This is a genomic window from Bacillus sp. PS95 (genome assembly GCF_037963565.1).
Lineage (GTDB): Bacteria > Bacillota > Bacilli > Bacillales > Bacillaceae > Bacillus > Bacillus subtilis.
In genome coordinates this window covers 2,616,125-2,635,699 of record NZ_CP150160.1, presented here as the reverse complement: position 1 = coordinate 2,635,699, position 19,575 = coordinate 2,616,125, and the positions used below count along the sequence as shown (strand labels likewise).

Annotated in this window: 20 protein-coding genes and 3 pseudogenes; 19 read left to right on the top strand and 4 right to left on the bottom strand. The window is 36.9% G+C overall.

Features of this window, described 5'->3' with window-relative positions:
- The first annotated feature begins 35 nt into the window (after positions 1–35).
- Entirely contained in the window at positions 36–983 is a 948-nt protein-coding gene (gene czcD / locus NSQ12_RS13720; RefSeq protein WP_339174911.1) for a CDF family zinc transporter CzcD, read from the top strand.
- Between the two features lie 87 nt (positions 984–1,070).
- Positions 1,071–2,108 (top strand): NAD(P)/FAD-dependent oxidoreductase, encoded by a 1,038-nt coding sequence (locus NSQ12_RS13715; protein WP_003229874.1) that lies wholly within the window; start codon positions 1,071–1,073, stop codon positions 2,106–2,108.
- Between the two features lie 120 nt (positions 2,109–2,228).
- Here NSQ12_RS13715 and czcR read toward each other — a convergent pair whose 3' ends face one another.
- On the bottom strand, positions 2,229–3,095 hold the full coding sequence (gene czcR / locus NSQ12_RS13710; RefSeq protein WP_029727177.1) for a LysR family transcriptional regulator CzcR: 867 nt from the start codon (positions 3,093–3,095) through the stop codon (positions 2,229–2,231).
- Positions 3,096–3,220: 125 nt separating this feature from the next.
- Between czcR and NSQ12_RS13705 the strand changes: the two genes are divergently transcribed.
- From NSQ12_RS13705 to NSQ12_RS13695, 3 genes are all read left to right on the top strand, one after another.
- Positions 3,221–4,186, top strand: a complete 966-nt coding sequence (locus NSQ12_RS13705) for a DMT family transporter (protein WP_038427805.1) — start codon at positions 3,221–3,223, stop codon at positions 4,184–4,186.
- Positions 4,187–4,203: 17 nt separating this feature from the next.
- Positions 4,204–4,347: a YrzO family protein gene (locus NSQ12_RS13700; protein WP_014477437.1), complete on the top strand. Its 144-nt coding sequence runs from the start codon at positions 4,204–4,206 to the stop codon at positions 4,345–4,347.
- A 281-nt stretch (positions 4,348–4,628) separates the two neighbouring features.
- Entirely contained in the window at positions 4,629–5,933 is a 1,305-nt protein-coding gene (locus NSQ12_RS13695; protein ID WP_217024301.1) for a hemolysin family protein, read from the top strand.
- Between the two features lie 156 nt (positions 5,934–6,089).
- Here NSQ12_RS13695 and bltD read toward each other — a convergent pair whose 3' ends face one another.
- Positions 6,090–6,548, bottom strand: a complete 459-nt coding sequence (gene bltD / locus NSQ12_RS13690; protein ID WP_217024299.1) for a spermine/spermidine acetyltransferase — start codon at positions 6,546–6,548, stop codon at positions 6,090–6,092.
- 168 nt (positions 6,549–6,716) lie between these two features.
- Entirely contained in the window at positions 6,717–7,919 is a 1,203-nt protein-coding gene (blt, locus tag NSQ12_RS13685; RefSeq protein ID WP_217024297.1) for a multidrug efflux MFS transporter Blt, read from the bottom strand.
- Between the two features lie 116 nt (positions 7,920–8,035).
- Here blt and bltR point away from each other — a divergent pair, with 116 nt between their 5' ends.
- From bltR to NSQ12_RS13620, 13 genes and pseudogenes are all read left to right on the top strand, one after another.
- Positions 8,036–8,857 carry a multidrug efflux transcriptional regulator BltR gene (bltR, locus tag NSQ12_RS13680; RefSeq protein ID WP_014480349.1) on the top strand — a complete coding sequence of 274 codons (822 nt, stop codon included), beginning with the start codon at positions 8,036–8,038 and terminating at the stop codon, positions 8,855–8,857.
- 64 nt (positions 8,858–8,921) lie between these two features.
- A pseudogene (locus NSQ12_RS13675) lies at positions 8,922–9,053 on the top strand (hypothetical protein); the annotation flags it as partial.
- Positions 9,031–9,174 carry a hypothetical protein gene (locus NSQ12_RS13670; RefSeq protein WP_032722385.1) on the top strand — a complete coding sequence of 48 codons (144 nt, stop codon included), beginning with the start codon at positions 9,031–9,033 and terminating at the stop codon, positions 9,172–9,174. The pseudogene NSQ12_RS13675 and the gene NSQ12_RS13670, both read left to right, overlap by 23 nt.
- A 225-nt stretch (positions 9,175–9,399) precedes the next feature.
- On the top strand, positions 9,400–9,960 hold the full coding sequence (locus tag NSQ12_RS13665; protein WP_088467287.1) for a cupin domain-containing protein: 561 nt from the start codon (positions 9,400–9,402) through the stop codon (positions 9,958–9,960).
- A gap of 384 nt (positions 9,961–10,344) precedes the next feature.
- A complete protein-coding gene (locus tag NSQ12_RS13660) occupies positions 10,345–10,662 on the top strand; it encodes a hypothetical protein (RefSeq protein WP_015649913.1) in 318 nt (105 codons plus the stop codon).
- Positions 10,663–10,683: 21 nt separating this feature from the next.
- Positions 10,684–10,944: a metal-sensitive transcriptional regulator gene (locus tag NSQ12_RS13655; protein ID WP_339174907.1), complete on the top strand. Its 261-nt coding sequence runs from the start codon at positions 10,684–10,686 to the stop codon at positions 10,942–10,944.
- Between the two features lie 144 nt (positions 10,945–11,088).
- Positions 11,089–11,571, top strand: coding sequence for a DsrE/DsrF/DrsH-like family protein (locus NSQ12_RS13650; RefSeq protein ID WP_015251635.1), 483 nt, complete (start codon positions 11,089–11,091; stop codon positions 11,569–11,571).
- 185 nt (positions 11,572–11,756) lie between these two features.
- On the top strand, positions 11,757–12,314 hold the full coding sequence (locus NSQ12_RS13645; protein ID WP_015251636.1) for a sulfurtransferase TusA family protein: 558 nt from the start codon (positions 11,757–11,759) through the stop codon (positions 12,312–12,314).
- A 30-nt stretch (positions 12,315–12,344) separates the two neighbouring features.
- Positions 12,345–12,557 (top strand): annotated as a pseudogene (locus NSQ12_RS13640) (DsrE/DsrF/DrsH-like family protein).
- 29 nt (positions 12,558–12,586) lie between these two features.
- Positions 12,587–13,721, top strand: a pseudogene (locus NSQ12_RS13635) (MBL fold metallo-hydrolase).
- A gap of 33 nt (positions 13,722–13,754) precedes the next feature.
- Positions 13,755–13,982 (top strand): sulfurtransferase TusA family protein, encoded by a 228-nt coding sequence (locus NSQ12_RS13630; RefSeq protein ID WP_339174904.1) that lies wholly within the window; start codon positions 13,755–13,757, stop codon positions 13,980–13,982.
- Between the two features lie 60 nt (positions 13,983–14,042).
- Positions 14,043–14,819, top strand: coding sequence for a sulfite exporter TauE/SafE family protein (locus NSQ12_RS13625; RefSeq protein ID WP_339174902.1), 777 nt, complete (start codon positions 14,043–14,045; stop codon positions 14,817–14,819).
- A gap of 778 nt (positions 14,820–15,597) precedes the next feature.
- Positions 15,598–16,695 carry a glycosyl hydrolase gene (locus NSQ12_RS13620; RefSeq protein ID WP_106073596.1) on the top strand — a complete coding sequence of 366 codons (1,098 nt, stop codon included), beginning with the start codon at positions 15,598–15,600 and terminating at the stop codon, positions 16,693–16,695.
- A 482-nt stretch (positions 16,696–17,177) separates the two neighbouring features.
- Here the strand turns inward: NSQ12_RS13620 and NSQ12_RS13615 are convergent, their stop codons facing one another.
- Positions 17,178–18,521 carry an MATE family efflux transporter gene (locus tag NSQ12_RS13615; protein WP_038429355.1) on the bottom strand — a complete coding sequence of 448 codons (1,344 nt, stop codon included), beginning with the start codon at positions 18,519–18,521 and terminating at the stop codon, positions 17,178–17,180.
- 130 nt (positions 18,522–18,651) lie between these two features.
- Here NSQ12_RS13615 and NSQ12_RS13610 point away from each other — a divergent pair, with 130 nt between their 5' ends.
- The gene (locus NSQ12_RS13610) at positions 18,652–19,332 is read left to right on the top strand and encodes a TetR/AcrR family transcriptional regulator C-terminal domain-containing protein (RefSeq protein WP_015714344.1); all 681 of its coding nucleotides are present in this window, start codon (positions 18,652–18,654) and stop codon (positions 19,330–19,332) included.
- Positions 19,333–19,575 lie beyond the last annotated feature (243 nt).

Sequence of the window (19,575 nt, the reverse complement as noted above, 5' to 3'; positions counted from 1 at the left end):
ATGTATTAAAAACTTTAGTTAAGGAGGAGTTTTTTATGGGTCACAATCATAGTCACAATCATAATGAAGGAGCAAATAAAAAGGTTTTATTGATCTCTTTTATCATGATTACAGGTTATATGATAATAGAAGCTATAGGTGGATTTTTAACAAATAGTCTGGCGCTTTTATCTGATGCAGGCCATATGCTGAGTGATTCAATTTCATTAATGGTTGCCCTGATTGCTTTTACATTAGCTGAAAAAAAGGCAAATCACAATAAGACATTCGGCTATAAACGATTTGAGATTCTTGCAGCTGTGATAAACGGTGCTGCCTTAATTCTTATTTCTCTTTATATCATTTATGAAGCAATCGAACGCTTCTCTAATCCACCAAAAGTAGCAGCAACCGGCATGCTTACAATTAGTATCATCGGGTTAGTTGTGAATCTATTGGTCGCTTGGATTATGATGAGTGGCGGAGCTACAAAGAATAATCTGAATATAAGAGGAGCTTATTTACATGTAATAAGCGATATGCTCGGCTCTGTAGGTGCCATTTTAGCTGCCATACTTATCATCTTCTTTGGATGGGGCTGGGCAGATCCATTGGCTAGTATCATTGTGGCTATTCTTGTTCTAAGAAGCGGTTACAATGTGACTAAAGATTCCATTCACATCTTAATGGAAGGAACTCCAGAAAATATCGATGTCTCTGATATCATTCGTACAATTGAAGGGACAGAGGGAATTCAAAACATTCATGATTTACACATATGGTCTATCACAAGCGGATTGAATGCTCTTTCTTGCCATGCAGTTGTGGACGATCAACTGACCATTTCAGAAAGTGAAAATATTTTACGCAAAATTGAACATGAACTTGAGCATAAAGGCATTACGCACGTAACCATTCAAATGGAAACCGAAGCGCATAATCACGACAATGCGATCCTTTGTCAGCCCAAAATGGAGAAGCCGCGTAACCACCATCACCATTAAATTTTTTATCTAACTTTATAGTGAGGAGATCAACTAGCATTTTGCAAATTCTGTCTACTGACAATTTGAAATTGGCGGGGTGATAATGTGTACGACACTATAGTAATCGGGGCTGGTCAAGCAGGGATCTCAATAGGATATTATCTTAAGCAGTCCGATCAAAAGTTTATCATTTTGGATAAAAGTCATGAGGTGGGGGAGAGCTGGAAAGATCGGTATGACTCATTAGTTTTATTTACTTCTCGAATGTATAGCTCTTTGCCTGGAATGCATCTTGAAGGAGAAAAACATGGATTTCCTTCAAAAAATGAAATTGTTGCTTATCTAAAGAAGTATGTTAAAAAATTTGAAATTCCAATCCAATTACGGACAGAAGTAATAAGTGTCCTAAAAATAAAGAATTATTTCTTAATAAAAACAAATCGGGAAGAATATCAAACGAAGAATCTTGTCATTGCTACAGGGCCTTTTCATACCCCTAATATTCCATCAATATCAAAGGATTTATCCGATAATATTAATCAACTACACTCATCACAATATAAGAATTCAAAACAATTGGCATATGGAAATGTACTAGTAGTTGGTGGTGGGAATAGTGGTGCTCAAATAGCTGTTGAATTATCCAAAGAAAGAGTTACATATTTAGCCTGTAGTAATAAACTAGTTTATTTCCCTTTAATGATCGGAAAAAGAAGCATCTTTTGGTGGTTTGATAAACTAGGAGTTTTACATGCAAGTCATACATCAATAGTAGGCAAATTCATTCAAAAGAAAGGTGATCCAGTATTTGGGCATGAATTAAAACATGCAATAAAACAGAAGGAGATCATCTTAAAAAAAAGAGTCATTGCCGCAAAGCAAAATGAAATCATTTTTAAAGATTCATCTACATTAGAAGTAAACAATATTATTTGGGCTACTGGTTTCAGGAATCCCTTATGTTGGATAAATATAAAAGGTGTTTTGGATCAAGAAGGTCGAATCATACATCATAGAGGTGTTTCACCTGTAGAAGGATTGTACTTTATAGGTTTGCCTTGGCAGCATAAGCGAGGTTCAGCGTTGCTTCAAGGCGTAGGAAATGATGCTGAATACATTGTAAAACAAATGAACGGTGAATAAACGAAGCAGAGCAGTAACTCACATGTTTACTGCTCTATTTTTTGCGTGAATAAGGGTAGCGAAGTGGAGATGCGCTTTCTCTTTTATTTAAGAAGTTAACATAGAAAGAGAAAAAGCACTTTAAGCCATACTCATATTTTTATGTTCAACAATGGTCTTAAGGAGGCTGCGCATTGAATTTGTCAGGTACGCATCTTTATGGCGTATAAAGATTGTTGAGATACAGCTATCTTTCTCAGGCAATGGGTGACAATAAACCTTACCTTGTGCAGCTAGATGCATAACAGCAGATTCCGGTACCACTGTTATACCGAGTCCAAGTGCAACACTATTTAAGATTGTCTCCAGGATGTTAAATTCCATCATTCTGTTTGGGTGCACACCTTCATCTTTGAGCCATTGTTCAAGCCTAGACCGATACCCGCACCCCTGATTAAAAACAAGAATCGGAGTCGTTGAAAGATCCTCTATATTAAACGTTTTGTTACTGGTTACAAGAGTAAGTTTTTCAGTATAAACATCATACTGTTCCAGAATAGAATGTTTCAAAGGGCCTGAAATAAAAGCTCCGTCTAATTCGTGATTCATGACCTTTTTAATAAGTTCCTCTGTTAGACCAGCCTGCAATGATAAATCCACATTAGGATACTTTTTATAATAGGAAGCTATGATGGTCGGCAGTATCCTCACTGTTTCCACTGTACCGATTTTTAATATTCCAGATGGTATTTCAGTATCTAGAAAGACCTGCTCCAGTTCTTCAACATCTTTCAAAATTTTGTTAACGTATTCAATCATTTTTCGGCCCTCTGGGCTTAGTGAAACCCCTTTTTTATGGCGATTGAAAAGAGGTGTTTTGAGCTCATTCTCTAATTGCTTAATCCGCGCAGTTACATTAGATTGTACATAATTTAACTCTTTTGCAGCACCGGTAATACTCTTGTGATGGGCTACGCATTTGAAAATTTGTAAGTCTCGCAGTTCCATGAAGATCCCCCCTTCATTAAAGTATCATTATCAATGATGTTTTTCATCACTTTTGTTCATTTTACTTGATGCTTACTTCTTTTTATAATTCTCATTGTAATTTTAAAGAAAAGGAGGGGAATTCAATGAAAAAAAGTCAATTATTCATTGGTGCCCTTACATGTTTAGTAGCAAGTATGTCTTGGGGCGCGATGTTTCCAGTTGCAGATCATGCATTAGAATTTATTGATCCGTTTTATTTTTCATTTATTCGCTACGGTGTGGTAACGATTATGTTAGTGATTTTATTATTGGTGAGAGAAGGAAAAAAATCATTTTATTTAGAGGGTAAAGCAAAATGGATCATTTTATTTGGGGTTATGGCGTTTACTGTATACAATGTTCTTATTTTTTTAGGTCAAAGGTTGATGGGGAAGTCTGGAATTATGACAGCATCCATTGCCGAGGCACTCATGCCAATGCTTTCAATTGTTATTCTATGGGGATATAAACATGTGAAACCTAAAAAATACACAATGATCAGTATATTGATTGCCTTTTTGGGGGCTTCGATGGTCATAACCAAAGGTAATATAAGTTTCTTTTTTTTATTGGGGGATCATCTATTCTCGCTACTCTTTATATTCATTGGTGTTTTAGGGTGGGTTGTCTACACAATGGGGGGACAGATATTCCGAGAGTGGTCCACACTTCGTTATTCAACATTGACATGTTTATTCGGCACAGCTATAACAGGAATCATGACAGCTATACTTACCGCGCAAGGTTACGTGTCGGTACCGAGTATTAAAGTGATTGCAGCAATTAAGTATGATTTTTTATTTATGATTACTTTACCAGGTATCATAGCCCTCCTTAGTTGGAACTATGGCATTAAAATCCTATCATCCATTAATGGAATTTTATTTATTAACTTTGTCCCCATTACTACATTGTTAATCATGGTGATCAAAGGATATAACATAACTGCATTTGATATAGTAGGAACACTGTTTGTCATTATTGGACTCATTTTAAATAACATATATCAGCGTAAGGAAGATTATAAGCAGGTATTACAAAAAGAAAAAACAAATTTGACTATCACTTAGACGGTGGGGGATTTAAAATGTTTGAAGGTTTATTGTTTTTCATTTCAGCTGGAATTGTCTGTGAACTTGCTGCAATTAATAGAAATGGCCGCAAAAATATAAAGCAACAGGCGGAATTGATTCAAATTTTAAAAGAAAACCTTAATAAAGACATTAAATAAATCAAGACGGTTGGATATTATTAAAACACACCAGAAAATTCAGGTGTGTTTTTATTTTGCTTTCTATTTTAAGCCTTAAAACGTCACCAATCGCTAGTTGAATACTACGGGAACCACTCTCCATACGGAAAAAGATGATTATTTACATCATTCAGAGTTGATTTTAGGTTCATTTGAACTTATAATGTTATATATACTGTTTTTTGTTTATTCAGAAAAAACGGGTTATAAAAATAAATATTTATATCGGAGGTGTACGCCTTACTAGGTAAGGCAAATCATTGACAACCATTAACCTTATAATCTTTACTATTTTAATTGTCTTAACAGCATTTTTTGTTGCGACTGAATTTGCGATAGTAAAGATCAGGTCATCAAAAATTGACCAACTCATATTAGAGGGAAAAAAAGGTGCCGTATCAGCCAAAAAGGTCATTACTCATTTGGACGAATATTTGTCAGCTTGTCAATTAGGGATCACGGTTACAGCGTTGGGAATTGGCTGGGTTGGAGAATCGACTTTTGAAGTGATTTTGCACCCCTTATTTGCTCATTTTCATGTAAGTGAAACAGTCTCACATGTATTGATCTTAGTGATTGCTTTTGTGATGGCGACTTTTTTGCACGTTGTAGTTGGAGAACTTGCTCCTAAAACACTCGCTATCCAAAAAGCGGAAACCATCACTCTTTTGACTGCAAAGCCAATTATTTGGTTTTACCGCATCCTGTTCCCTTTTATATGGTTTTTAAATGGTTCAGCCCGGTTTATAGTAGGACTCTTCGGTTTGAAACCTGCATCAGAACATGAACTTGCTCATTCTGAAGAAGAACTGCGCATCTTACTGTCTGAAAGCTATAAGAGCGGTGAAATCAATCAAAATGAGTTGAAATATGTAAATAATATTTTTGAATTTGATGAAAGAATCGCCAAAGAAATTATGATTCCGAGAAGAGAGATCGTAGCGATTTCTAGTGAGGATTCTTATGAAACTATTGTTAAGACCATTAAGACAGAGAGTTATACAAGGTACCCAGTCCTAAATGGAGATAAAGATTCAATCATTGGTTTTATCAATGCTAAAGAATTCTTGTCAGCTTATATTGACACAGACCAGAAGATAAAAGAGGATTTCAAGTTAGAAAATAATATCAACCCTGTTATCCATGTTATTGAATCCGTTCCAATTCATGATTTATTGGTAAAAATGCAAAAAGAGCGAACACATATCGCTATTCTTGTGGATGAATATGGCGGAACTTCAGGTTTAGTCACTGCTGAAGATATTCTTGAAGAAATTGTCGGGGAAATCAGAGATGAATTTGATAAAGATGAAGTGCCTAATATTAGAAAAGTAAATGATAATCACTATATCTTAGATTCGAAAGTGCTCATTGAAGATGTAAATGATTTATTGGGAACGACGTTAGCAAGTGACGAAGTGGATACAATAGGCGGCTGGTTTATGACTCAACAAATAGACGCTGCAGTTGGGTCCGTTATAGAAGCCGATGGGTATATTTTTAAAGTGCACAAAACAGTTGGCCGGCATATTAATTATTTAGAAATTGTCCGGAAAAAAGAATAACATCTGGATAAAACACATGAGATTTTGACTAATAAGATGCTTAAAGCCTGAGATGAAATTTTCATCCAGGCTTTTTTAAACAATGATCTTGCAGTTTAAGTAGGTAATCATTATCGAAGTTCAAACGTTTCTCAGCAAAAAAGGAGGCCTGGATATCTATAGCTCTTTTACCATTACCTTCTCACCATTAAAGTCGAGTTCACCATTAAATTGAAAACCAAACCTTTGATAAAGGCGTATAGCATGAATATTATCTTCAAATATACTTAAATAAATTCTTTTGCATTTATATAGCTCAGCAAGGTGCTGAATGAGGGCTTTAAGCATTTTCTTCCCTAATCCTTTTCCCTGATAGCGTTCGTCAATAAAAAATCGGTCAAGCCAGACTCGTCCGTTTTTATTATCTTCATCATACTCGGGAAACAATCCATACATTGCAAAACCGACTAGATCTCCTTCATAGTAAAGCCCGACAGGTTTATAATAGTGACATTCGTTTGCATCCTCTAAACATATTTTTGTAGATTCAATATATGATAATTGATTCTGGCTGACATGTAGATCAAGAATTGCAGCACGATTATCATCAGTTACTCCTTTTATTTTTATACTCATACTACATTCTCCTTTTTTCTTATCCCGGTATCCTGATATTGCTAAAACTCAGCTTAAACTATATTCACGTCAAGCAACATGTAGCCTATCAAATTAAGTACCTTTTCTTATTGTGCCTAACCAGGGGCATTCCCTGCATCCAAATGACTTGACTTTATAGAAAATGAATTAATTCAAAGCTGCAGCATCATTCTTTTTTTCTTTCCAAACCATTGTAAGACCAAGGCCGACAATCATAACGAAACCTGCAAAAAGGAAAGGATAATGAATGTTAAGATCAAATAGTATACCGCCTAAAGCAGGTCCAAATATATTTCCCAGGCTGGTGTATGTGGAGTTCATGCCTGCTACGAAACCCTGCTGGTTACCGGCCATATTGGATAAATGAGCGGTTAAGGCCGGACGTAGCAAATCGAACGCCAGAAAAATAAAACAAGTTACAAGCAAAACAGTTAAAAATCCTGACATAACAGTAGACACGAAAGCCAAGATCGCACCGGTTATTAAGCACAGCTGAATCATTCTTTTCTCTCCAAGTTTGTTGACCAATTTCCCGAAAAGTAAAACTTGAATAACTACCGCAACAATGGAGCTAATCGTAATAATGGCTGCAATATCTTTTGGTGTGAAGCCAAATTTATGATCAGAAAACAAGCTGAATACCGTTTCATAAGCTGATAAACCAAAAGCCATTACAAAGACGATAATAAATGCAATGAAATAGACAGGATGAATGGATCTCTTCAAGTCTTTAATGAAATTTGATTCCTTTGTATGAGATGAGAGTTGATGGCGTTCTTCTATCGACAATGACTCTTTTAGTATAAAAACGGAAGTGACAGCTGCTATTAACGCGATGGCGGAGGCGAAGAAAAACGGCATGCGGATGCCAAAGCCGGCAATAAATCCTCCCGCACCAGGCCCAATAATAAAGCCGGTGCTAATTGCAGCAGAAACATACCCCATAGCCTTTGACCTTTCCTTTAGGGTTGTAATATCAGCTACATATGCTGTTACCGCGGGCATGATAAAAGCCGCACTTACACCACCCAATATCCTCGAGAAATAAAATATTGAAACATGGGTCCCTAATCCGAAAATCAACTCAGATAAACTGAATATAAGCAACCCGAGAATAATCATTTTTTTTCTCCCGAAACGGTCAACCCACCTACCTGCAAAAGGTGAAGTAATTAACTGAGAAATGGCAAAAGCCGCAACAAGATAACCCATTGTGCTGCCGGATAAATGCATGATTTTCATAAAAGAAGGCATAACTGGAATGATTAAACCGATACCAAGAAATGCTACGAAGATGTTGCTTAATAGTATAATGAATATCGCTTTTTGCTCATTTATTGATTTTTTCATCTGAATTCCCCTTTTACTCAATTGAACCCTTTTTACCTATCCTTTTCGCTTGACGCTTTTTTCAAGTACAATCAAATCATAAGGTATATGGTTACCGTATAGTCAAGGAGGTTTTTATGAGCGAAGATGTTAAGAAGTATTTCACAACAGGGGAGTTTTCGAAGCTCTGCCGTGTAAAAAAACAAACCTTATTTCATTATGATGAGATTGGTCTTTTCTCGCCGGAAATAAAAAAAGAAAATGGGTATAGATATTATTCCTATCATCAATTTGAGATTTTTCAAGTCATCAGTCTATTTAAAGAGCTTGGGGTTCCATTAAAAGAAATAAAGTGTCTAATAAAAGGAAAAACACCAGACAAGATCCTGCATGTTCTAAAAGAAAAGTCTATTGAGATTGATAAAAAAATAAATGAGCTTAAGCAGTTGCAAACGATCTTACAAACAAAAGTGACGCTTACAGAACAAGCACTTGAGACTGATTTTTCTTCAATTTCTTTTGAATATTTAAATGAAGAAACATTCATGTTAAGCCGAAAAACATTAAACTTACCAGAACGAAAATATGTGGCAGCCATTTCAGAACTCATTCATGAAGTTCAGCAATATGAATTAGATGAAGGATATCCGATAGGCGGAATCTTTGCACGGGAACAAATCTTAGAAAAAGACTTCTACAATTACAGTTACTTTTATATAAAAGTAAAAGATGGGGCAGAGAACATAAATTATCATGTACGGCCAAAAGGCCTGTATGCAGTTGGATATGAAATAGGCGGAAATACTGAAGAGGCGTACCGGAGAATCATTGAGTTCATTGAAAGAAATGGAATGCAAATAGGGGAAAATGCATATGAGGAATATATGCTGGATGAGATGGTAGTTGACGGGTATGAAAATACATATGCAAAAATCCTCCTTCAAGTTAAAGAGGTGTAAGATTACGAGATTTTCATATGGAAAAATTGTTTCTGTTGTGTGCCCAAAAAGAATATAAACTGGTTTACTAAAAGCGAGCCCACATACAGGAGACGGTACAAACGGCACTGGGAACCGCAAGTCTATCGGCGTTGAAATATGCTATAACGATTCAGGAGGCGATAAATTCTACGCTGCTGAAAAGCTGGCCATCAAGGCGCATCCAAAGGGATAAATCTAAAAGAGCTGGGATAGGGGGGACAAACAACAGAATTCCGTATACTCTGTTGTTGTGCTATGTAAATGTTCAAAAGCCATTTAGGATCGTCGACCTTTGATAATCCATCATATAAAGGTGTCATTCGATGTCTTGTTAACAAAGGCTAGTGAAATTCAACATCCAGAAAACGATTACAAGGTCGGTGATAAATTATTCATCCATGAATCAAACGGTGATCGAACATTCATTTTTGTGTTTAATATGAGTTTTCTTGATTTAGCACACTCCCTTAATAAATGCATAGGATACTATCACAAAAATTTATAATTGTGGGGATCAAAAAATGTACTATAACCCTTTTTCGCCTCAATGTTATTATTATGTGACTGTACCGATGTATAATGATGGAAGATCTGTTTATTGGACTATTCCAAATGAGATGGAGAACGTACACAGAGGTGCCGATTTGCGCTCTTCATATGAAGATAGAAACCTTCTCTTGAAGGATTATGGGCCAAAACCATTTGTTGTAAATATCAATAGAGCCACAAAACAAAACCATACGTTCCGTACTGCTTTATGGACAGGAGAGCATTTTCAAGTGACTTTGATGAGTCTTGGTATTGGAGAAGACATTGGTTTGGAAATCCATCCTAACGTTGACCAGTTCTTACGGATTGAGCAGGGGCGTGGGATCGTCAAAATGGGAAAGAGCAAAGATCATTTGAACTTTCAAAGAAATGTCTATGATGATTCTGCCATTGTTGTCCCTGCCGGCACTTGGCACAACGTAATTAATACAGGAAATACGCCATTAAAACTTTACTCCATTTATGCTCCTCCTAACCATCCATTTGGTACAGTTCATGAAACCAAAGCAGATGCAGTGGCTGCGGAAGATTAGCACAGATATTCTGCAGAATTCTATAATAATTAAAGTCACATCCAGCATGAAACATGGGGAACCAGTACCATGCTAATGAAACCCCATTTAATATCCAAGCAGCGTGTCTTGTGCTAATTTTAAGTAATTGATAAATAAAGCCGATTTAAAATTAAATCGGCTTATTGCTTTATTCGAGTTCCTTTTAGCAGAATTGGCATTATCGAATGTAAGTATTTTTTCAATCCGCGGATATCGAAATGAATCTATCAGCTCAAAGAAAGTAACTTTCACACTTGACTATATACCTATGGGGGTATATTATTGTTTTGTGAATAAACAAAGAGTTAATAAGGTGGTGTAAATAGTATCAATTATTTAGTTATTGCATTCCTGCTTATTTTTGTGATTATCATTGCAACGTATAGACGTTATTATCCTATAACCGGAATCTCTTGTATCCATAAAGATAAATTAGAGGCTATGGACATCACAATATTAGATATTCGTCATTATAACGATGTAGCCAATTTTTCGGATAATATTATTTTAAACATCCCATATGCGTATCTAAAACGTTTTTATTTAGAGATTCCACGTGATAAAATACACATAATAGCTCGTGACCGGGTGGAATTAAATTTAGGAGTGCGTTTTCTAAAGCGCAAAGGTATCCATGTAAACAGTTATGAACTGGCAACATGTAAATGTAAAAATAAATGAAAGAAAGGATTTCATTGATATATGGAGTATGATCAAAAGATTAAAAACCGCTTACGACGGATTGAAGGACAAATTAAAGGTGTATTGACTATGATGGAACAAGGAAAAGATTGTAGAGAGGTTGTGACCCAATTAGCAGCTTCCCGTAATGCGATCGATCGAGCGATGGGTTTAATTGTGAGCACAAACCTTGAACATTGTGTTCGTGAAAGTTTAGAAAAAGGCGAAGACACACAAAATTTAGTAAAAGACGCAGTCGACTTATTGGTAAAGAGCCGATAAAAATTCATCAACCTAAGGTTGACGAATTTTTATATGCGTTATATTATACCCCCTACGGTATTTAAAGAGTTGAATAAAAGCAGATCTTTCGAAAAAATTTTGACTTTAATATACCCGCTGGGGTAATTGGTTAGGAGAATCAACATGACAGAACAAACAAAACGCACAACAATTGTTTTATTTAGCGGGGATTATGATAAGGCAATGGCAGCCTATATTATTGCAAATGGTGCAGCTGCCTACGATCATGAAGTGACGATCTTCCATACTTTTTGGGGATTAAACGCTTTACGTAAAGAAGAGCTGATTCCAGTGAAAAAAGGATTTCTTGAAAAAATGTTTGGAAAGATGATGCCTCGTGGTGCTGATAAGATGGGTTTATCTAAAATGAACTTTGCAGGTATGGGCCCTAAAATGATTAAAAATGTGATGAAAAAGCATAATGCACTTCCTTTGCCTCAGTTGATTGAGATGGCTCAAGAACAGGGGGTAAAGCTCGTAGCTTGTACGATGACAATGGATCTTCTTGGTTTACAGGAAAAAGAACTATTAGATGATATTGACTATGCTGGTGTAGCAGCTTATTTGGCAGATGCTGAGGAAGGCAGTGTCAACTTATTTATCTAATGCTACTCATTTACTCATTGCTAAGCGGAAGGAGAAGTTTAAAGGGAAGTAAAAATATTGAAGAAACAAGGATTTAAAAAGATCACAAATATAAAAGGGGCATGAATACATGGTATTAACTTCTAGTGAGAAACTTTTTGTATATTTATATACCCCCACCCCTATATGAGAAAAGGAGGAAAAAAATGATGAAAGCAACTATTGTACTAGACGCTAAAGGTTTGGCGTGTCCAATGCCTATCGTAAAAACGAAGAAGAGAATGAAGGATTTAAAAGCTGGTGAAGTATTGGAAATTCAAGCAACAGATAAAGGTTCCACAGCAGATCTGGAAGCATGGGCAAAAAGTACAGGCCATGAATATCTAGGTACTGAAGCAGAGGGAGAAATACTTCGTCATTTTCTTCGAAAAGGAGGAGAGCATTCATCAGAAAATGCATCTTCAATTCCTGAGATTTCATTAGAAGCTTTCAAACAGAAAGTGGATAGTGACGAGTCTCTTAACATTTTAGATGTACGAGAGATAGAGGAGTATGAAAAAGCTCATATTCCTGGAGTTGTGCATATCCCTCTTGGTGAAGTGGAAAAGCGCTCTAATGAATTAAACAAAAATGATGAAATTTATATTATCTGCCATTCGGGAAGAAGAAGTGAAATGGCGGCCCACACCATGAAGAAACAAGGTTTTAAAAAGGTTATTAATGTTGTCCCCGGTATGCGGGATTGGACAGGTAAAACCGAATAAATAAAAAGCATGATGAACAGATGAGTAGCGATTATTGCGGCAAATGGCGGTCTGTTTGATGCTTATAAAGTATGTGCCTTCTATTCTTAACTGATTGAAATGGGAGTTGCATGATTTGATTGTCAAATAACGATGGACGTTATGGGTTTAACAAAAGATGATTTTATGGAAGGAATCGAAGTAGGCGGGGCTGTTACCTTTTTAGATTTTACTAAAGATGCTGATGTACCCTTAACATTTTAGTCCCGCTAAAAGATTTGATATAGGAGGTATTGAAACATGACCGTAAAGGCAATGACCCCAAAAGAAGTGACAAAAAAAATCTTTAACAAAGAACCTTTATTTATTTTGGATGTGCGTAATGAAAATGATTTTAGTGATTGGAAGATAGAAGGGCATGACTTTGACCATTTGAATGTTCCTTATTTTGATCTTTTAGATGGCGTAGAAGATATATTGGAGAAAATTCCTTCTGATAAAGAAGTGCTGGTCGTTTGTGCAAAAGAAGGTTCATCCGTCATGGTATCCGAAATGCTATCTGAAGCAGGTCATTCTGTATCCTATCTTAAGGGGGGAATGAAAGCATGGAGCGAACATTTAGAGCCGGTAAAAGTCGGGGATTTAAAAGATGGCGGTGAGATGTATCAGTTTGTTCGAATCGGTAAAGGCTGCCTGTCATACATGGTCATTTCCAATGGTGAAGCAGCAATTATTGATGCGACACGTATGGTAGATTTCTTTATGGATTTTGCGAAGGAGAAGGGTGCAACGATTACTCACGTATTTGATACACATCTTCACGCGGACCATATTTCAGGCGGCAGAGTCATTGCTGAAAAAACAAAAGCAACCTACTGGTTACCGCCTAAAGATGCTGAAGAAGTGGTATTCGATTATCAGCCGTTGGAAGAAGGAAACGACATGATCATTGGAAATACAACGATTAAAATTCAACCGATTTATTCTCCGGGACACACGATTGGGTCCACTTCTTTCATTGTCGATGATCTGTATCTTCTTTCAGGTGATATTTTGTTTATTGATTCAATCGGCAGACCAGACTTAGCCGGTATGGCAGAAGATTGGGTAGGAGATTTAAGAAAAACGCTTTATAGCCGTTACAAAGCGTTATCAAAGGATTTAATTGTATTACCGGCACACTTTATGATCATTGACGAGCTAAATGAGGATGGAAGTGTTGGTAAAAAACTAAGTACATTATTTAGCGAGAACCATGGTTTGAACATTGCGGATGAAACAGAATTTAGACACCTAGTAACAGATCATTTGCCTCCGCAACCAAATGCATACCAAGAGATTCGAGAAACAAACATGGGGAAAATCAGCCAAGATGAAGAAAAACAGCGTGAAATGGAGATTGGCCCAAACCGCTGTGCAATACGGTAACACAAGTTTCTATTAATAAGAGGAGAGATGAACATGAAATCAGATAAAGTATTAGACGCAAAAGGCCTGGCATGCCCAATGCCAATCGTCAGGACAAAAAAAGCGATGAATGAACTGGAATCAGGTCAAATATTAGAAGTGCATGCAACAGATAAGGGAGCTAAAAATGATCTTGTAGCCTGGTCTAAATCAGGCGGACATGACCTTTTAGAGCAAACGGACGAGGGCGATGTATTGAAATTTTGGATTCAAAAAGGCTAATGAATGTGAAAGGGTATCGAATAGAAAGATACCCTTTTCCTTTGATAGGAGGAAACCAAAGTGGATATTGCCTTTATCACAACTCTTTTCATTATAGGGTTTATTGGTGCCTTTATTTCCGGAATGATTGGTATTGGCGGAGCAGTTATTAATTATCCAATGCTGTTGTATATTCCCTCTTTAGTGGGAGTGATGTCATTAACTGCCCATGAAGTTTCAGGGATAGGGGCTATTCAAGTTTTCTTTGCGACACTTGGCGGTGTTTGGGCTTATCGTAAGAGTGGTCTTCTAAATAAAGCATTAATAATTTACATGGGAAGCAGCATCCTTTTAGGGAGTGTATTGGGGAGTTACTTTTCTCATTATATATCTGAAAAAGGAATTAACTTTATATACGGAATTCTGGCTATTATAGCAGTTATTTTAATGTTTATACCTAAAAGAGGACAAGCCCATAGAGAAGGCGAAGAAGTGATATTTAATAAATGGTTAGCTTCGTCCCTAGCGTTTATCATTGGTGGCGTATCAGGTATTTTAGGAGCTGGCGGCGCCTTTATCCTAGTCCCCATTATGTTATCGATTTTAAATATTCCTGTTAGAATCACAGTCGCTTCATCTCTTGCGATTACATTTCTTTCATCTATTGGCGCAACAGTTGGAAAAGTAATGACGGGCCAGGTTCTTTTTGTACCAGCCCTGGTTCTTATGATTGCTAGTTTAATTGCATCTCCTATTGGTGCATCAGTTGGGCAAAAAGTAAATACAAAATTCCTGCAATGGGTTTTAGCGCAATTAATAGGTGCGACAGCTATTAAAATTTGGTTAGAGCTCCTTTGATATGAGTCATCGGGTAAAATGAAAGATTAACAGGTTGATACTGCTGAAGTTTTTGAAAATCAAATGAATATGAAACATCAATTGAGGGTTTTTTATTGAATGGTTTAAAATTGACTATGAGTCAGAGAGAAAAAGGCAATAGGGCACCGCAAATTAAAATTCTCAGTAGATCAAAATAACTTTTGGATTGGTATTAGAATCTTGATTATATGCTGCGGAGAAAGTGACGGGTTGGAACTGCTGTTAAGGAAAACATCAGATTATGAAAAACCAAGAAGAAAGAAACTAAGTTAGAGGAGTAAACCATACGTTTGCTCCTCTTTCTGTTTATAAAGGACTTTGTACCAAAAGTAACGTTGGTTGCTATGAATAGGGATCAAAATGATTTGTTTTTTGATTATTTTTTAAAATAATTTAAAAGGATAAAAAAAGAGAGTGAAAATCATCCACCACTTAATATCGAAAATAATTCGACTTAATGAAATAGGTAATAAGGTTTAAATGCAAAAGGAAAAGTTTGCTTTATAGTCTGTGAGGCATACAGTAAAAAACAGGTGAAACGTCTGATGAAAGAAGATATTTTTCGGTTTAATATAATTAATGCCCAAAAAATGGAGATTTACAATGGGTAAATGCAAATATCTCTAAGGAAGGTCTCTCTTATTTTAAATATGAAAGGGGATGAAAAAGCGTAAATGACTTAATAGATTCTGTGCTTTATAAATCTTTAACAGAATAAATGATTAAAATAATAAAAAGTAGAAGACGGAGAATATATATGTATAAAAAAATTGGTGTTTTTATATTACTATCTTTCATAATCGTTTCATCTTTTTCACAGTCGGCTCTTGCTCATACAGTTTACCCTGTGAATCCTAATGCACAGGCAACAACGAAAGAGTTGATGAATTGGCTGGCTCATCTGCCAAACCGATCTGAAAATCGCATACTGTCAGGTGCATTCGGCGGATTCACAAATGCTTCGTTTTCCATGAAAGAAGCCAACCAAATTAAGAATGCTACAGGCCAGCTACCCGCAATTTATGGTTGTGACTATTCCAGTGGATGGTTGGAGAAGCCCTATATTTCTGATATTACTGAGACGATCGACTATAGTTGCAACAGTGACTTAATCTCATATTGGAAAAGTGGTGGAATACCACAGATTAGCTTACATCTAGCTAATCCTGCATCCAGTACTTTTGGGAAAAATGCTTCCCATATTTCAAACAGTGAGTATGAAAAGATCTTAGACTCATCAACTACAGAGGGCAAGCGGTTAGAGGCTGTTCTGAGCAAAGTTGCAGATGGCCTTGATCAGTTAAAAAATGAAGGTGTTCCTGTTCTATTCAGGCCTCTTCATGAAATGAATGGAGAATGGTTTTGGTGGGGACTAACCGAATATAACAAAAAAGACAGCCAGCGCTTCTCACTTTATAAACAACTGTATCAAAAAATCTATCATTATATGACTGATACAAGAGGTTTGGACAACCTGATATGGGTTTACTCACCGGACGCCAATCGAGACTTTAAGACTGACTTTTATCCTGGATCTTCATATGTTGATATTGTTGGATTAGATGCGTATTTCTCAGATGATTTTACAATTCAAGGATATGATGAGTTAACAGCTCTTAATAAGCCATTTGCGTTCACAGAAATCGGCACACAAAAACAAGATGGTAATTTGGATTATTCTGCGTTTCTTAATACAGTCAAACAAAAATATCCGAAAACCGTGTACTTTCTAACTTGGGATGAGGTTCACAGCCCTTCGGTTAATAAAGGTGGGTCTAATTTTTATAATGACAGCTGGACCCTTAATAAGGGAGAGGTATGGGCTGGTAGTTCACTTACACCAATAGTTGAATAACTGAAATGACAAAGGACATAAACAATTTCTTCATGTCGTTGAGTAACACTTGTTGAATTTCTTACAGAAAAATTGATCCAAAGAAGATACTAGACGTTGTGCAAAGAAAAACGTTAAGACGCAGACATCGGTTTGCTCCTCTTTTTCTGTCCATGAAAAGAGGAGTGGTGACTTTTGCGTAAATCGCAATTTGTGTAAATATCATTATTGTTTTTGATGATTCTAATCGTGTATTTAAAAGGAAGAGAGTAAAAAAGCCCGACGTTTACTGTTTTGAGCTCACTTTTTAATATATAAGCTTCATAATCAATGATAGTGAGCGGAATAACTCGTGCGGGTTCAATTCTTCTAAACCACATTAATAATAAAGTGGGAGGATTTGAGAAGGGGATAGTTTAGCCGATTATGAGGGCTAAACTATCTTTTTTTACATATTTGATTAGTTTACAATACGGATTTAAATGTCATATGTTTACTAGCACTTAACTATTCAATTCAGGCTGCAATTTGTTCCTCAAAGCATAAAGCATGATGGCACCTACAAGGAATGCGACTGTATCTGCAATGACAAGTGACCAAACCACCCCATGAAAGCCGTTCACCTGATTGGCGATGAACAATACAGGAATCAGAGTAATTCCTTGAATAAATGACATAACAAAAGCGGCCGTTCCTTGCGCGGTAGCTTGGAAGATACCAGTAAATAATGAGGACATCCCTGTAATAAATATGGATAAAAACGTAACATGTAGAATGTAGCTGCCTATTTTAATTAATTGCGGGTCATTTGTAAATAAACCTATTAGATGGTCGGAAATTAAATAGACGATAACGCCAAACATTACTGCTAGCGTCACAATCGCTTTTAATGTAAATCCAATGGTATTTTTCATGCGTAATTTATCCGCTGTAAAAGAGAATGCAATTAACGGTACAACCCCTTCACATAGTCCCATCAAAATAAATTCAGGAAATTGAAATAAGCGGGATGAAATTCCGTATGCAGCAACGGCTTTGTCCCCATATTCGACAAGAAAATGATTAAAGATAAGAGACATTGCCCCCAAAAAAATACTCATAATAAAGACCGGAATGCCGATTTTTAATACATTGCTCAGAATATCCAGGCCAACCTTGAACCACTTTACGGAGACAGTTAAGAACTGGCTCTTATATCCCATGTGGAAGGCATAGAATGAACTCGCAGCCAAGTTGGAAATGACGGTAGCAGACGCAACTCCGATTACACCCCAATGGCATACGAAGATGACTAACGCATCAAGCATAATATTTACAACAACACTGAGAATCATACCGGTCATCGACGTGATTGCTGAACCCTCTGAGCGCACGATATTCTCCAGCGTGAAAAATAATACGACGAAAGGTGAACCAATAAGCATAACCATGACATAGTCCTTCGTGAAGCCGAAGGAGTCAGATGTTGCCCCCAGGCCATGAACAATTGGATCGATTAAAGGGAGACCCACTGCCATCACAATAAGACCAAGAACTAAACTGCTGTAAAAGGCAAATGAGGATACATGCTTTACATCATCATATTTTTTCTCCCCGAGCAAACGGGAGATGAATGTACCGCTGCCCATGCCAATCAAGTTGCCTAGCGCCATAATGATTGCAAATAACGGCAAGGTTAATGCGAGTGCGGTTAATATGGCGGTATTATGGAGTGTACCAAGGAAAAAGGCATTTAGAATGGAATATATGACACTCATTGATGTACCTAGCATCATCGGTATAGCGAAGTGAGCAACAGCTTTTGCGATCGGTGCTTTTTCAAAATAATAGAGGTTTTCTGTATCCATTATATTTCACTTCTTTCTTGTTTATATTTAATCTAACACTGTTAGTTTGAGTCTTACAGTGTTAGATGGTATCATCATTTTATAAACCTGTAAAGAGAAACTTACACTGTTAGATAAAAGGACGGATAATATGAAAAAGCAACAGCCTCAGATTTCAGAGGAAAAGATTTTAGAAACCTCGTGGGAACTTCTTGGGGAGGGAGGCATCGAAACATTCAGCATGAGACGATTGGCCAACAGGCTAGGGATTCAGGCTCCCTCTCTGTACTGGTATTTCAAGAGCAAACAGAAGCTTTACCAGCGTCTGGCTAACCAAGTATCGAAAATGATTCTGGAGGAGTTCCACTCCGAGGGAGACTGGAAGGAGCAGCTGATGGGGCTTGCGATAACGGTACGGAACGTGCTCAGCCGATATCCTTGCTCTACGCAGCTCATGATGATGACGCTGCCCCATGAACCGGACATCATCCGATTCACGAATCGAATGTTACTCTGCGTGGAATCAACACCACTTAAGCAAGAGCAGAAAATGCAAGTGGTTACTACGCTTGTAAACTATGTCTTCTACTTCGTTTTAGACGATTATCAGCATGAGCGCAATGTCACTGCTATCCTAAAGGACCAAGAAGAGCATCCGGGGGAGGAGATGATACGCCTTCTTGATTCCATGAGCGAGACAGATGCGGGATTATTCCGGAGGATGTTTACGAACGGGCTGTTTGAGTTGATGGGGACTGACAGAGCATTTGAGTTTGGCTTGAAACTGATTTTATATGGGATTGAGAGGGTGATAAAGGAACAGGAGAGGTAATAATTAAACTGCCCGCCATCGGATGGGCAGTTTTAATGAGATTTTCTCGTCCCTCTATATGTGTCACCGTACTGGAGGAGCACTACTTAGGGATTGGAGTCAACAGAAGAGATTGTGAAGAATTGTACTTAAACGATCAGTGATTTAATTGAAGAAGAAATAAAATGAGTAGTTCTTTAAAACGAACTGCTTCTAACCAATGTTTTTTAACTGATTCTTCATATTCATTAAAAGTCCTCTCAT

Excerpts from the sequence above, each read along its gene's own strand:
- czcD (WP_339174911.1), top strand. The coding sequence starts at position 36 with ATGGGTCACAATCATAGTCACAATCATAATGAAGGAGCAAATAAAAAG.
- czcR (WP_029727177.1), bottom strand. The coding sequence starts at position 3,095 with ATGGAACTGCGAGACTTACAAATTTTCAAATGCGTAGCCCATCACAAG.
- NSQ12_RS13705 (WP_038427805.1), top strand. The coding sequence starts at position 3,221 with ATGAAAAAAAGTCAATTATTCATTGGTGCCCTTACATGTTTAGTAGCA.
- NSQ12_RS13700 (WP_014477437.1), top strand. The coding sequence starts at position 4,204 with ATGTTTGAAGGTTTATTGTTTTTCATTTCAGCTGGAATTGTCTGTGAA.
- bltD (WP_217024299.1), bottom strand. The coding sequence starts at position 6,548 with ATGAGTATAAAAATAAAAGGAGTAACTGATGATAATCGTGCTGCAATT.
- blt (WP_217024297.1), bottom strand. The coding sequence starts at position 7,919 with ATGAAAAAATCAATAAATGAGCAAAAAGCGATATTCATTATACTATTA.
- bltR (WP_014480349.1), top strand. The coding sequence starts at position 8,036 with ATGAGCGAAGATGTTAAGAAGTATTTCACAACAGGGGAGTTTTCGAAG.
- NSQ12_RS13665 (WP_088467287.1), top strand. The coding sequence starts at position 9,400 with ATGTACTATAACCCTTTTTCGCCTCAATGTTATTATTATGTGACTGTA.
- NSQ12_RS13655 (WP_339174907.1), top strand. The coding sequence starts at position 10,684 with ATGGAGTATGATCAAAAGATTAAAAACCGCTTACGACGGATTGAAGGA.
- NSQ12_RS13650 (WP_015251635.1), top strand. The coding sequence starts at position 11,089 with ATGACAGAACAAACAAAACGCACAACAATTGTTTTATTTAGCGGGGAT.
- NSQ12_RS13645 (WP_015251636.1), top strand. The coding sequence starts at position 11,757 with ATGATGAAAGCAACTATTGTACTAGACGCTAAAGGTTTGGCGTGTCCA.
- NSQ12_RS13630 (WP_339174904.1), top strand. The coding sequence starts at position 13,755 with ATGAAATCAGATAAAGTATTAGACGCAAAAGGCCTGGCATGCCCAATG.
- NSQ12_RS13620 (WP_106073596.1), top strand. The coding sequence starts at position 15,598 with ATGTATAAAAAAATTGGTGTTTTTATATTACTATCTTTCATAATCGTT.
- NSQ12_RS13615 (WP_038429355.1), bottom strand. The coding sequence starts at position 18,521 with ATGGATACAGAAAACCTCTATTATTTTGAAAAAGCACCGATCGCAAAA.
- NSQ12_RS13610 (WP_015714344.1), top strand. The coding sequence starts at position 18,652 with ATGAAAAAGCAACAGCCTCAGATTTCAGAGGAAAAGATTTTAGAAACC.